The 12664-nt window shown below is 68.6% G+C and carries 14 protein-coding genes; 8 read left to right on the top strand and 6 right to left on the bottom strand.

The genetic code is table 11. The features are described 5' to 3' along the window. Nucleotides 1-9: 9 nt before the first annotated feature. The gene (locus tag ABR738_RS15640) at nt 10-1440 is read left to right on the top strand and encodes a DUF445 domain-containing protein (protein WP_350230592.1); all 1431 of its coding nucleotides are present in this window, start codon (nt 10-12) and stop codon (nt 1438-1440) included. Between the two features lie 431 nt (nt 1441-1871). On the opposite strand, the gene ABR738_RS15635 is transcribed toward ABR738_RS15640, so the two are convergent. The 3 genes from ABR738_RS15635 to ABR738_RS15625 all read right to left on the bottom strand — a co-directional run bounded on the left by ABR738_RS15635 (nt 1872) and on the right by ABR738_RS15625 (nt 3308). Then, nucleotides 1872-2177: a hypothetical protein gene (locus tag ABR738_RS15635; protein WP_350230591.1), complete on the bottom strand. Its 306-nt coding sequence runs from the start codon at nt 2175-2177 to the stop codon at nt 1872-1874. Nucleotides 2178-2271: 94 nt separating this feature from the next. Beyond that, nucleotides 2272-2463 (bottom strand): DUF397 domain-containing protein, encoded by a 192-nt coding sequence (locus ABR738_RS15630; protein ID WP_350230590.1) that lies wholly within the window; start codon nt 2461-2463, stop codon nt 2272-2274. Next, nucleotides 2463-3308 carry a helix-turn-helix domain-containing protein gene (locus ABR738_RS15625; protein ID WP_350230589.1) on the bottom strand — a complete coding sequence of 282 codons (846 nt, stop codon included), beginning with the start codon at nt 3306-3308 and terminating at the stop codon, nt 2463-2465. Before ABR738_RS15625 ends, ABR738_RS15630 begins: the two co-directional genes overlap by 1 nt. Before the next feature lie 261 nt (nt 3309-3569). On the opposite strand from ABR738_RS15625, the gene ABR738_RS15620 reads away from it, so the two are divergent. Beyond that, nucleotides 3570-4172, top strand: coding sequence for an ATP-binding protein (locus ABR738_RS15620; protein ID WP_350230588.1), 603 nt, complete (start codon nt 3570-3572; stop codon nt 4170-4172). Nucleotides 4173-4213: 41 nt separating this feature from the next. Here ABR738_RS15620 and ABR738_RS15615 read toward each other — a convergent pair whose 3' ends face one another. Then, on the bottom strand, nt 4214-5143 hold the full coding sequence (locus ABR738_RS15615) for an HNH endonuclease (RefSeq protein ID WP_350230587.1): 930 nt from the start codon (nt 5141-5143) through the stop codon (nt 4214-4216). Nucleotides 5144-5405: 262 nt separating this feature from the next. Here ABR738_RS15615 and ABR738_RS15610 point away from each other — a divergent pair, with 262 nt between their 5' ends. Continuing rightward, the gene (locus ABR738_RS15610) at nt 5406-6551 is read left to right on the top strand and encodes a DNA cytosine methyltransferase (RefSeq protein WP_350230586.1); all 1146 of its coding nucleotides are present in this window, start codon (nt 5406-5408) and stop codon (nt 6549-6551) included. A 70-nt stretch (nt 6552-6621) separates the two neighbouring features. Here ABR738_RS15610 and ABR738_RS15605 read toward each other — a convergent pair whose 3' ends face one another. Together ABR738_RS15605 and ABR738_RS15600 are read right to left on the bottom strand one after the other, a co-directional pair. Next, the gene (locus tag ABR738_RS15605) at nt 6622-7059 is read right to left on the bottom strand and encodes a very short patch repair endonuclease (RefSeq protein WP_350230585.1); all 438 of its coding nucleotides are present in this window, start codon (nt 7057-7059) and stop codon (nt 6622-6624) included. A 29-nt stretch (nt 7060-7088) separates the two neighbouring features. Beyond that, a complete protein-coding gene (locus ABR738_RS15600; protein ID WP_350230584.1) occupies nt 7089-8108 on the bottom strand; it encodes an SEC-C domain-containing protein in 1020 nt (339 codons plus the stop codon). A gap of 507 nt (nt 8109-8615) precedes the next feature. Between ABR738_RS15600 and ABR738_RS15595 the strand changes: the two genes are divergently transcribed. The 5 genes from ABR738_RS15595 (at nt 8616) to ABR738_RS15575 (ending at nt 12633) form a co-directional block, all read left to right on the top strand. Next, nucleotides 8616-9392 carry a class E sortase gene (locus tag ABR738_RS15595; protein WP_350230583.1) on the top strand — a complete coding sequence of 259 codons (777 nt, stop codon included), beginning with the start codon at nt 8616-8618 and terminating at the stop codon, nt 9390-9392. Between the two features lie 9 nt (nt 9393-9401). Then, on the top strand, nt 9402-9653 hold the full coding sequence (locus tag ABR738_RS15590) for a DUF3311 domain-containing protein (protein ID WP_350230582.1): 252 nt from the start codon (nt 9402-9404) through the stop codon (nt 9651-9653). Beyond that, on the top strand, nt 9650-11146 hold the full coding sequence (locus ABR738_RS15585; protein ID WP_350230581.1) for a sodium:solute symporter family protein: 1497 nt from the start codon (nt 9650-9652) through the stop codon (nt 11144-11146). The genes ABR738_RS15590 and ABR738_RS15585 overlap by 4 nt, the downstream gene beginning before the upstream one ends. A gap of 240 nt (nt 11147-11386) precedes the next feature. Then, nucleotides 11387-11707 carry a DUF6412 domain-containing protein gene (locus ABR738_RS15580; protein ID WP_350230580.1) on the top strand — a complete coding sequence of 107 codons (321 nt, stop codon included), beginning with the start codon at nt 11387-11389 and terminating at the stop codon, nt 11705-11707. A gap of 158 nt (nt 11708-11865) precedes the next feature. Beyond that, the gene (locus ABR738_RS15575) at nt 11866-12633 is read left to right on the top strand and encodes a YidC/Oxa1 family membrane protein insertase (RefSeq protein WP_350230579.1); all 768 of its coding nucleotides are present in this window, start codon (nt 11866-11868) and stop codon (nt 12631-12633) included. Nucleotides 12634-12664 lie beyond the last annotated feature (31 nt).

Below are 12664 nucleotides of genomic sequence, written 5' to 3'. Positions count from 1 at the left end.
GTGGAGCGCATGCAACGTACGGGAACGGGGTCCGAGGAACCCGGCCCCCAGACGCCGGGCGCGGTGGGGGCGGCGGCCGGGACGGGACCGGGTGCCGGGGCGGACCGGGGTGCCGCGGCGGCCCCGGGTGCCGAGGCGGCGGGGGCCGGGACCGGCCCGGGCGGACCCCTCTCCTCGGCCTTCGCCTACACGGCGGCGGACGAGGAGAAGCGCCGGGGCGTACGCCGGATGAAGGCGACGGCGACCGGTCTGCTGATCCTGGTCGCGGTGGTCTTCGCGCTCGCGACCTGGGCGGACCGTACGGGGGCGGGCGCCTGGGCGGGGTATGTCGCGGCGGCGGCCGAGGCCGGCATGGTGGGCGCGCTTGCGGACTGGTTCGCGGTGACGGCGCTGTTCCGCCGCCCGCTGGGCCTGCCCATTCCGCACACGGCGATCATCCAGAACAAGAAGGACCAGTTCGGCGCGTCCCTGGGCACGTTCGTCGGCGAGAACTTCCTGTCGGCCGCGGTGGTACGCACCCGCCTGCACGCGCTGGGGATCGGGCAGCGCCTGGGCACCTGGCTCGCGGAGCCCGAGCACGCGGACAGGGTCACCTCGGAACTGGCCACGGCGCTGCGCGGCGCCCTGACGGTGCTGAGGGACGCCGACGTGCAGGCGGTGGTGGGCGAGGCCATCACGCGCCGGGCGGACGCGGCGGAGATCGCGCCGGGCGTGGGCAAGACGCTGGAGCGGATCGTCGCGGACGGCAGCCACCGCAAGGCCGTGGACCTGGTGTGCGTGCGGGCCCACGACTGGCTGGTGCTGCACGGGGACTCGGTGATGGACGCGGTGCAGGGCGGCGCGCCCGGCTGGACGCCGCGCTTCGTGGACCGCAAGGTGGGCGAGCGCGTCTACAAGGAATTGCTGCGCTTCGTGACGGAGATGCGCGACATGCCGGCGCATCCGGCCCGGGGCGCGCTCGACCGCTTCCTGGCCGATTTCGCGGCGGACCTCCAGTCGGACACGGAGACGCGGACCAGGGTGGAACGGTTCAAGTCGGAGATCCTGGCCCGTGGGGAGGTGCAGGACATCATCGCCTCGGCGTGGTCCTCGGTGCGTTCGATGATCATCGCGGCGGCGGAGGACGACCACAGCGAACTGCGCCGGCGCGCGCGGGCGTCCCTGCTCTCCCTCGGCACCCGCCTGACGACGGACCCACGCCTCCAGTCGAAGCTGGACGGCTGGCTCGAGGACGCGGCGGCGTACGTGGTGTCGACGTACCGCGCGGAGATCACCTCACTGATCACGGACACGGTGGCCTCGTGGGACGCGAACGACACATCCCGCAAGATCGAGGCGAACATCGGCCGCGACCTGCAATTCATCCGGATCAACGGCACGGTGGTCGGCGCGTTGGCGGGGCTGCTGATCTATACGGTGTCGCACGCGGTGGGGGGGTGAGGGGGCGCGGGTTTGCTGCGGGCGTCGGCATCGGGGTGCGGTGGGGGCTCGGGCGCGCGGCGTGGAGGTGGCCGAGGTGGGCGCCGGCGCGGGCGCACGGATGCGTGGTCCGGACTCTGGGAGCGAGGTCTACGGGGCCAGGGCCCCGCAACCACCCGCGTTGTGTGGCCCCAGGCGTGGCAGGCCCCGACCTGGACCACTCCCGTACGGGACAAAACTCCCGTACGGGGCGGCTCCCTCCCCGCCGGGCGCATGACCGGCCTTGTCTGTCCCTGCCGTACGGCCATGCGCCCGACCACTGGGGGGAGTTGCTCCTGAGTACGGACCGGGAGCGGACTCCGTTCAACTCAGCGCGGCGGAAGAGTTTCCGGCACTGCCCGGGCCGCCGCTTGGGGTGCCCCGGGGCGCCCCCCGTCAGCGCCCAGTGACGCCTATGCGGCGGAGTTGCGCGTCACGGCCCATGAGGCCACGGCGACCGCGCCGGCCACGCCGAACACGGAGGGCCACGCGCCGACCTTCTTGGCCAGCGGATGCGACCCGGCGAACGCGGCGACGTAGGCCCCGGTCAGCCCGACGGCCGCCTTGGTCCCGGCAGCCTGCTGCCACTGCCGCGCCGCCAGCGCCCCGGCGGCAGCGAGCGCCACCCCGCCGAGCGGCCGCTTCTTGGTCCACCGGGCAACCCCGTAGCCCCCGATGAGCCCGCCGGCCGCGATAACAGTCGCGGGAACCTTCGCCATGGTGTGCCTCCTGAGGTGCGGTTTTTCCCGAGGCTAGCGCGGGGGTCGGGCGCGGCTTCGGGGGCCCTGGTATGCGCCGCACCCGGGTGCCTCCTCAGACGGCATCCTGGCGGAGGGCCCGCACGAAAGTGGCCCACGTGGAGGTGCCGAAGGATATGCGTGGCCCAGCAGGCCGCTGCGAGTCGCGCACCGCCGTACGCGCCAGGATGCGCGCGACCTCCACGCACTCGGTCCCGCTACCACCGCTGTACGAGGACTTCACCCAGCGAATGTCGTGCTGATCCATCAAAGCTCCCTGCGGGCCCGATCGAGGAGCGCGGCCGACGTCTCAATGTCCAACGCCTGGGCGCTCAGGTACTGGAACGCCAATTTATAGCGGTCCAACTCCTCAGGCTTCTCCATGAAGAGGCCGCCGCCGATGATGTCCACGTACACGACGTCGAGCTCGGGCGTCGGTCCACCCAGGATCACGAAGCTACCGACGGCGGCAGCGTGCGCTCCCTGGGCGAACGGCAGGACCTGCACGGTTACTTGCGGCTGTCTGGACTGTGCGTGCAGGTGATTCAACTGCTCCCGCATGACCTCTTTGCCCCCGACCATGCGGCGGATGACCGCTTCATCGACCACCGCCCAGATGTGCGGAGCATCGTCACGGACGAGGAGCTCTTGGCGCTTCATGCGGATGTCCACCATGTGCGCGATCTCCTGCTCGGTGCAGCGCATCTCCGATGCCCGATGGACGGCCTCGGCGTACGCGCGTGTCTGCAGAAGCCCGGGAACGTACATGCACGCGTAGTGATCCTCCCGGACGACCTCGTCCTCCAGGGTCAACATCAGGTTCATGGACTCCGGGATGGGGTCGGCGAGCGATCGCCACCAACCTTGAATCCTGGCGCCCTTGGCCAACTCAACAAGCGTTCTACGTTCTTCGTCGGTGGCGCCGTATGCGCGACACAGAGCTTCTACGGTCGGCCACTTGACCGCCCCTTCCTTGGTCTCGTAGCGACTCAGAGTGGCTTTGGAGACGCTGACGAGTGCGCCGGCCTCCTCCAGAGTGAGCCCCTTGTGCTCACGGAGGCGACGTAGGTCGGCGCCGAGCTGGCGCCTGCGAGTAGTTGGCCCAACTGCCATGGTGGTGGCCCTTCATGTCGATCTCCCTGAGCGTGCCTGGCACACCCCGGTCGGTACAAGGCAGCGCACGCCGGGGGCGCGTATGTCTGTCGTTCACACCTACAAGTCGCTTGTGAGAGTTCCAAATTGAGAGTTTCACTGGCAACCTGAAGAAGCGTCGGACTGCACGCTGCACGGGCAAACATGGGCGACTGGGCAAGGGCGGCTGTGATGGAGAAGTGCCGATTCGGGATCGATCGGAAGGCGTGGGACCTTCCGTTCATGGCGGAGCCGGAGGGACTGGGGGACTTGAGGCGCATCGTGCGCCGCAATTTGACTGTGTGGGGCTTGCCGCACCTCGTCGAGCCCGCTCAGCTGTGCGCGACGGAACTCGTGACAAATGTGATCACGCATGTGGGACGGCAGACCCCCACGACGCTTGCCGTGTCCATGAGTGGAAGGTCCCTGCGCATCGAGGTGATCGATCCGGCTGCATGCGCGCTACCAACTCGCCGGGAGGCCGGGACTGATGACGAGTCGGGACGAGGGCTGGTGCTTGTGGAGGCGCTGTCGGAACGCTGGGGAGTAGTGCTTCGCGCGGACAGGAAGGTCACCTGGTGTGAACTGGCGACGGGCCTTCACTCCGAAAAGGATCACATTGAAGACTTGCGGGCGGAGAGGGCCGAACTGCTGCTGTCTTTGTACTGCTTCGAGGCCAACGTCAAAGCTTCGACCGGTCGCGTGGGTGTGGCCGTCGCGGAGGAGGCGGCCATCGACGTGATCGCCGACCTCCTCCACTGGCTCCGCTCGCACGGGCGCGATCCGGATGGCGCTCTGGATCACGCATGGATGCACTTTGAAGCTGAGATCAGTGAGAGACCTTGAGCGAGCGAAGAGCAGTTGGCTTCCTTGCTACGGTGACTCCACTAAGCCAAGTCTGGCTCATTTTCGGGATGAAGAAGTTCGTCCTGCACTCCGAATTTTGAGGTGCTGTGTCGACCTGCATGGCAATTCTGGCACAGTGTGATCAGGTTGTCGTCGTTGTTCTGGCCGCCCAGGTGTACCGGTAGGATATGATGCACCTGTAGAACTATGCCGTTACTGTCAGGTCCATTGCCGCAGTCTTTGCAGCGCTTTCCGTCGCGCTCAAGAATTGCATGGCGTTGTTTGATGGCTTGGCGAGCGCGTGGTGGGCGCTGCGTCAGGTCTTCAAGATAGTAGCTACCCGGAGCCAGCGAAGAGTCGTCGACGTTCGAGACGATCTTCCATCCTTCTTCATCCAGCTCGCGCATGCGGCGCGGCCACTCCTGGATTCTGGCTACGTAGGCCAGGCGCTCCTTGTCGACGACCGCCGGGCTTACGGCCTTGAGGTATTCAAGGACCCGAGACTTCCCGGATCCATCTTTCTTGCGTATCACTTTCGCCAATTTCCACGCCTTGGCGAGCTCTGCGTCAGGGGAATCGTTGTTTAGTCGGTAGTAATCTTCGCCCAGGCGAGGGTCGGACACATGAGAATCGATCGGCCACCCCTCTTCGACTCGCAGCTCGCGTACGCGACGGGCCCACTCCCCGATGCCCGAGACGCCTTCAAGTCTGTGGGCATGAACCGGCTCGTTCAGATGCAACCGCAAATACGCCAGAATGGCAGCCTTCCCCGAGTTGAGCCCATATTCGGAGTTCGCCATTGCAACGGCGCCCCGGATATCCGCCGCGTGCACTCCGATCTCGGCGGCTGTCTCAAGCCACTTGATTCGAAGGGAATCGTCAAATGGGTACCCCTCCTGACCGTCGTGGATCCGGGCAGCGAGTGCTTGCAGTCTCTGCTCGACTCTGGTCAGTGCCTCATCTGCGCTCATGGGCGCAGATCATGACATGGCGAGGAGCTGTGCGGGAGGGGGCGCGAGCCCTGGCCGAGACGAGTGACAGGAGTCACTGACGGTCAAGTTGTGATGGCTCCCCGCACCTCGCTGCTGCGGCTGGAACGGTGGGGAAGGAGCTGTTGGCAGGCCTTTCCGTGCCTGGGACCACGAGGAGTTGCGGCCGTAGCCGGCGCGCCACACGGGAGGCGTGATGGCTGCTGAGCCCCCCGATGTCAGAGGAGCCATCTAACCTGTCCTCATGGCCCGACCTATCACCATGATCGACTTGTTCGCCGGCTGCGGCGGTATGACTTCCGGCTTCGTCTCCGCCAAGGGGTACAAGCCGGTGATGGCAGTGGAGTGGGAGTTGGCGGCCGCTGCGACGTACGCGGCCAACTTCGGGGAACCCCACATGCGCTGGGGTGACATCGCCGAAGTGCCGGATTCGGACATCCCTGAAGCGGACCTGATCATCGGCGGGCCGCCCTGCCAGGGCTTCTCAAACCTTGGCACACGTGACGTCGACGATCCGCGGAATCAACTTTGGAAAGAGTACATCCGCTTCGTTCGGCATGCTCGACCCAAGGTCTTCGTGATTGAAAACGTAGACCGTTTCCGAAAGTCTTCGGAGTTTGAGCTCCTGCTTCAGGAGACCCAAAAGGGCGGCCTTCTTGACGAGTATGAGCTGACTCACGACTTGCTCTTGGCTGCCGATTATGGCGCACCTCAGCGACGGAAGCGAACCATCGTCATTGGTTCTCGCATCGGTAAGATTCCGATGCCTGAGCCGACGCATGAGCCAAGCGGCCTCTTGGGGCTCGAGCCGTGGAAAACGGTGCGCGACGCCATTGCGGGTCTGCCCGAGACCCCAGATGTAACTGAACTCCCTAAAGTCGTTGCAGAGTACTTCGGGAAGAAGGTGGCCGGGCCGTTCAAGAGTGTCGATCTCCATCTCGGCAGGAAGCCTACGGAACGTTCCCTGGAGCGATACGATCACATCCCTCCGGGCGGGGGCAGGTTCGACCTCCCGGATCACTTGCTGTCTCGTTGCTGGAGAGAGAAGAAGACAGGTACCACCGATGTCATGGGGCGGATGCGCTGGGATCACCCGTCGTTGACTATCCGCACGGAGTTCTTCAAGCCCGAGAAGGGGCAGTATCTACATCCTCAGTGGGATGCCAACGATGCGGAGAACCGGGTCAATAGGCCTATCACTCACCGTGAAGCTGCCAGGCTGCAAACGTTTCCTGATGAGTTCCTGTGGTGCGGTAGTAAAATCGAAATCGCGCGACAAATCGGGAACGCCGTGCCCCCCGTTCTGGCCAAGGCCATCGCGATGCATCTGAAGCCTTACTTGCAGGCTGATGTTCCTGCTCCTCGGAAGGTGGAATTGGCCGAGGCGTGATGATCGATTCCCGCATGTGGGTGCCGTGGGAATGCGCGAGGCCGGTGGGCGCAGACGCCGCCGGCCTCGTTTATTTTCCTTCTGCTTTGGAAATGGTGGCTTTTTCTGCCGCCTCGGCCACGAGTCGGGCAACGAATTCCGGAGATTCGTGCTCCCAGAATCGGAGGACCGTCCAGCCGGCTGCGGCCAGGTGTTCCGTCGTCTCGCGGTCCCGGGCCATGTTCCTGTCCAGCTTCGTGCGCCACCATTCTGCGTTCGCCTTCGGGTGGGTGGCGTGCTGAGGGCAGCCGTGCCAGAAGCAGCCGTCCATGAAGACCGCGAGTTTGGCTCGACCGAAGGCGATGTCGATCGTGCGGCGGGGCATGCCAGGGACCGGGACGTTCACGCGGTAACGCATGCCCGCCGCGTGAAGCAGTTTGCGTACGGCCAGCTCCGGAGTGGTGTCGCGGGAGCCCTGGCGGCTCATGCGGGCCGAGACGGAGGGGGAGGACGGGACGGCGTCGGACATGGCGGGCATTCTGTCAGGGGAGGCCGGGGTCACTGCGCGCCGTGGCAGTCCCCGTAGTTGACTCCCGAGCCGCACCAGCAGTCCGCGCCGCGGCTTGGGGGCCAGGGGACTGCTCGGCCTCGGGCGGCCAGGGTGGTGGCGTACTGGGGGAGGAGGTCGGCGTTGGCGGGGGAGGAGGATTCCGAGGCGGCGAAGGCTTCGTAGGAGGGGACCGTGGCCGTCACGATGCCCAGGTTGGGGGTGCCGGCGGCCGCCAGTTCGCGCAGAGAGGCCTCGATGTCCAGCAAGTGGGCCGTGTGGGTGGGGTATTCGGACTGGAGCTCGGGATACGCGGTGAGGAGTTCGTCCAGTTCGGGTTCCGGCCAGTGCAGGACCGCGACCGGGAACGGGCGGGACAGGGCCAGTCGGTAGTGGCCCAACTCCGCGCGCAGGCGGGCCAGTTCGGCTCGGAGTTCCGCCGGGTCCTCCGAGCCGAGGGACCACAGGCGCTTGGGGTCGTGGAGTTCGTCCAGGGAGATCGGCGCGGTGTGCAGCTCGTCGGCCAGGGTGTCCCACGTGTCGTGCGGCAGGGCCAGCAGGCGGCGCACCCGGTGCCGGGTGGCGAGCAGGGACTGGGTGCTGTACGGGATGCCCGTGCGGTCCACCGACGCCTCCGCGACGCCCAGCAGGGTCAGCGCGGTGGTCAGCGAGGCGTGGGCCAGGTCGAGTTCGTCGTGGGCCTCCAGCGTTTCGGCGACGATCTCCCAGGCCGCCGGGTCCAGCGGCGCCGCCGCCCGGATGCCGTCGATGATCGCGCGTGCCTCCGGCTCGTGGCCGTACTCCCACAGGTTCGCCGCCTTGAACGCCTTCACCAGGTGGGGGTGGTCCACCTTCGCGGACGAGGACAGCAGGCGGTCGTAGAGCGTCGTGGCCCCGGGGCGGTCACCCGAGAGTTCCAGGTGGGCCGCGGCCCGCAGCAGCAGGGGCTCGTGGTCCTCCGGGTACTGGGCCGCGGTGCGCAGCAGACGCTCGGCTTCGGCAGTGTGATCGGCAGGCGTGTCGGGGCGCATGAGGGACACCGTACTGCTGTACGGGGGCTCGACGGAGGGTGCTTGGGAGGCTGGGGGGCGAGTGCGTCACGTCGGATCCGTCACGTTCGGGTCCGTCGCCTCGGGTCCGTCACGTCGGGACCGTTGTCTCGGGCCGCCGCCTCGGGTCGGGTCCGTCGCGTCCGGCCGTCGCGTGGGGCCGGCACGTTCGGGTCCGTCGCCTCGGGCCGTCAGCTCTGGCCCGGCACGTTCGGGGCGTCGCGTGGAGCCCGGCAATGTTCGGGCCCGGCACGTTCGGGCCGTCGCGTCGCGGGGCTGGTGGGTTGCGGGCGCGCCACCTACCCTGCGGCCGTGCGCACAGGGATGCCGGTGGTGGCGCGGGGCGGGCGCGGGTGGCGGGTTCGGGTGGCCGCTCGGCGGGGGTGGCGGCGCTGGGCGGGCCGGCGCCGGTGGCGGCGGGTCCGGGTGGCTCGGTCCGGGTGGCGGGGGTGGGGGGTGCGGGGGCTGTGGGCCGGGGCCGAGGCCGCCGTGACTCTTGGGCTCGTCGTCCTGCTGCTCGTCGCGCACCAGCTGTGGTGGACCAACCGGGAGGCGCGCGCCGAGGCCGGCCGCACGGTCCACTCCCTGGAGGAGACGTGGAGAGCGGCTGGGCGGGGGCCTGCGGCCACCGGGCTCGCGGCAGGGCAGGGGGACGTAAACAGTCAGGGTGACGTAAGCGGTCAAGGGGGCGCAATCGGTCAGGAGGGCGGGACCGGTCAGGGGAGCGCGGGCGATGGGCACGTGTCCGTCGACCGGGGCGGCCCGGCCGCCGGGGTCGGGTCCTCCGGCGGCGGAGGTGGCGGCGCGCCGCGCGGGGACCAGGCGTACGCCGTCATCCGGATCCCCCGGATCGGCATCACCGCGCCCGTCGCGCAGGGGATCAGTAAGGCCGGCGTCCTGGACAAGGGGTACGTCGGGCACTATCCGGGGAGCGCACAGCCGGGGCAGGCGGGCAACTTCGCGCTCGCCGGGCACCGCAACACTCACGGGGAGCCCTTCCGCCACCTCGACAAGCTGCGGACGGGGGACGAGGTGGTGGTGGAGACGCGGGACGCCGTCTATACGTACGTTGTCGATTCCGTGCTGCCCCAGACCTCGGCGCGCGACGGCGGAACCATAGCGGCCGTTCCCCATAGTGATGTCAAGCCCTCGTACGGGTACAGCGCGCCCGGGCACTACCTCACACTCACCACCTGTACGCCCGAGTTCACCTCCACCTACCGCCTGGTTGTGTGGGGCAAGTTGACGTCGAGCCGGCCGCGCTAGCGTTCGGGTATGCGTCGTCGTCGATCTCATGTGCTCTGGCTCGGGGTGCCCTACCTGCTCTACCTGGGGGCGCTGCCCTTCGTGAACAAGGTGCGGCCCGTGGTGTTCGGGCTCCCCTTCCTCTTCTTGTGGCTGCTGATCGCGACGCTGCTGACGCCGCTCGCCATCTGGTTCACCTGGCGGGGCGACCGTCGCGCCCGCGCGGCAGCGGCAGCGGCGGCGGCAACGAAGCCGGCACCGGCGGCGGGGGGCGAGCGATGAGCAGCGCCGCCGTCGCCACGACCATCTTCGGCGCCTTCATGGTCGGCACGGTCGCACTCGGGCTGCTCGCCGTCCGTGGCCGAAGGGCCGAAGGAGGGGGCGGGCTCGCCGAGTGGTCCGTCGGCGGGCGGAGCCTTGGGACCGTGTTCATCTGGGTCCTGATGGCCGGCGAGAGCTACACCAGTTTCAGCTATCTGGGTGCCGCGGGCTGGGGCTACAACTACGGCGCCCCGGTGCTGTACGTGGTCGCCTACATGTCGTGCGGCTACGCCGTGGGGTACGTGGTCGGGCCCCTGCTCTGGGCGTACGCGAAGAAGCACGGCCTGGTGGGGATCACCGACATGGTGGCCCACCGGTACGGGCGGCCCTGGCTGGGGGCGCTGGTCGCGCTGCTCGCCACCGTCTTTCTGCTGCCGTACATCCAGTTGCAGATCACCGGCATGGGCGTGGTCGTCTCGACCATCTCCTACGGCGCGATCTCGCTCGACTGGGCCTATTTCCTTGCCTTCGCGGTCACCACGGGGTTCGTGGTGGTCAGCGGGCTGCGCGGCAGTGCCTGGGTGTCCGTGCTCAAGGACGTGCTCGTCATCGTCACCCTGGCCCTCCTGGCGATCTATGTACCGCTGCACTATTTCGACGGGTACGGGCACTTCTTCGACCGGATCGTGAGCGAGAAGAGCGACTGGCTGACGCTTCCCGGTCACGGCGGGGTGTTCGGGCAGGCGTGGTTCGCTTCGACGACCGTCCTCAACTCCCTGACCGTCGTCATCTTCCCGACCACGGTGGCCGGTTACCTCGGCGCCCGCAGCGCCGACACCCTGCGGCGCAACGCCATGCTGCTGCCCGCCTACAACGTGCTGCTCTTCGTGCCCATGCTGCTCGGCATGGCGGCGGTCTTCGTCGTGCCGGGGCTGGTGGGCGCCGGCTCCAACCTCGCGCTCTTCAAACTCGTCGTGGACTCGCTGCCCGCGTGGACCGTCGGGCTCATCGGCGTGGCCGCGGCCCTGTCCTCGATCGTGCCGATGGCGGTGTTCATGCTGGTCATCGGCACGATGTGGGGGCGCAGCGTGCTCTCGCTCGTACCCCGGCTCCGGACGCGGCAGAAGGCGGCCTCGCAGGTCGTGGTGGTCGTCGCGGGGGCGCTGGCGCTGCTCATGACGTACACCGTGCCCAACACCCTCGTACGGCTCTCACTCATCTCCTACGAGGGGATGGCGCAGCTCCTGCCGCTGCTGCTACTGGGGCTCGTGTGGCGGAGGGTGACGCTGGTGGGCGGGCTCGTGGGGCTCGCGGTGGGGGTCGGGACGGTCTGCGGGTTCGTGTTCACCGATCACGATCCGGTGTGGGGGGTGAACGCGGGGATCGTCGCGCTCGGCCTCAATCTCGCGGTGACGCTCGCGCTGTCGTACGCCGGGCCGAAGGAGGCGGAGCCGGTGGGCGAGGACGTCCTGGCCCGCGATCCGTTCGGTGAGTTCGACGACATTCGGGTGTGAGGCGGCTTGGGCGGGGTGGTGGCCCGGACGAGGTGGCCCGGATGGGGCGGCCGTCCCCCGCAGGGCCGGAAGCGCAGGGCCGGAAGCGCAGGGCCGGAAGCGCGGGGCCGCTCGCCCGGGGCCGTCCGCCCGGGGCCGCCCCGCAACGGGGCCGTCCCTCAACGGGGTCGCGCCCGGGGGGTCGTGTATAACGGGAAGGACATACGCGGCTGAACGAGTGACCGAAGGAGGGCGGGCGGCATGAGCGGAGTCATCGCGCGGTGCGCACGGCTCGCCCGGCCCTTGTTCGGTTTCCTGCTCCTCGTGCTCGCCCAGGCCGTCCTCGTCGAGGGCGGCACGCTCTCCGCCGCCGTCGCGCTCGCCGCGACCGCCGCCGTGGGCTCCGCGCTCGCCGTGTGCGCCACGCTCGCCTCGCGCGCGGTGCCCGTGGCGCGCACCCGGGTGCGGACCGCGATCCGCGACCGGGAACGGCGTACCGCCTTCCTGCCGCAGCGCGATCCCGACGCCTCCGGGCGGCCCAGGCCCCGAGCGCCCGGCCGTCTCGCCCTGACGGCCGCGTAGGGGCATCCGCACCCCCACCAGCGCTTCCTAGCCTCCTGGCCTTCTGGCTTCCTGGCTGCTCTGCGTCGCCCCGCCGGCTCGTCACCGCACGCGCATCCGCACGTCACACACGTGCGCCCACGTGTCATCCCTGACGAGACGCCCCGGAGGGCTTCCGCATGTTCACGCCCCTTTTCAGCGCTTTCGCGAACCTCACCGAACACCTCGCCGGTCTGCTCGACCCGGTCTTCCACGGTGCGTCGACGGCCGTCGCGATCATGCTTTTCACTGCTTTTGTACGTCTCGCTGTGCACCCCCTGTCGCGGCAGGCAGCGCGGGGTCACAAGGCGCAGGCCAGGTTGAAGCCGCAGATCACCGCGCTGCGGGAGAAGCACGGCAAGGACAGCAAGGCACTCCAGAAGGCGGTCATGGAGCTGCACGCCGCCGAGAAGGTGTCGCCGATGTCGGGGTGTCTGCCGGGGCTGCTCCAGATGCCCGCGTTCTTCCTGCTCTACCACCTGTTCTCCAGCACCGAGATCGGCGGCAGGGCCAACGGTCTGCTCGACCACACCCTCTTCCAGGCGCCGCTCGGCGGGCACTGGGCGGACGCGCTCGCGCACGGCGGGTTCTTCGGCGCGCGCGGGCTCGTGTATGTCGCGCTGTTCGCGGTCGTCGGGGCCGTGGCCACCTTCAACTACCGGCGGATGAAGCGGCAGATGGCGGCCAGCCCCGTCGTGGCGCCGGGCGGGCAGGACGCGGTGCCGGGGATGGCGGCGATGAGCAAGTTCATGCCGCTGCTGTCCTTCGGCACCCTGTTCACGGTCGCCGTGGTGCCCCTCGCCGCCGCGCTCTACGTCGTGACCAGCACCACCTGGACCGCCGTCGAGCGGGCCTTTCTCTACCAGCACATGCTGCCCGCGCCCGCCACGGCGGCACTCGCCGCCTAGCACGTGCCGCCCTGGTTACGGTCCAGTACGT

Source organism: Streptomyces sp. Edi4 (genome assembly GCF_040253615.1).
Lineage (GTDB): Bacteria > Actinomycetota > Actinomycetes > Streptomycetales > Streptomycetaceae > Streptomyces.
This window is presented reverse-complemented; position numbering and strand designations above follow the sequence as displayed.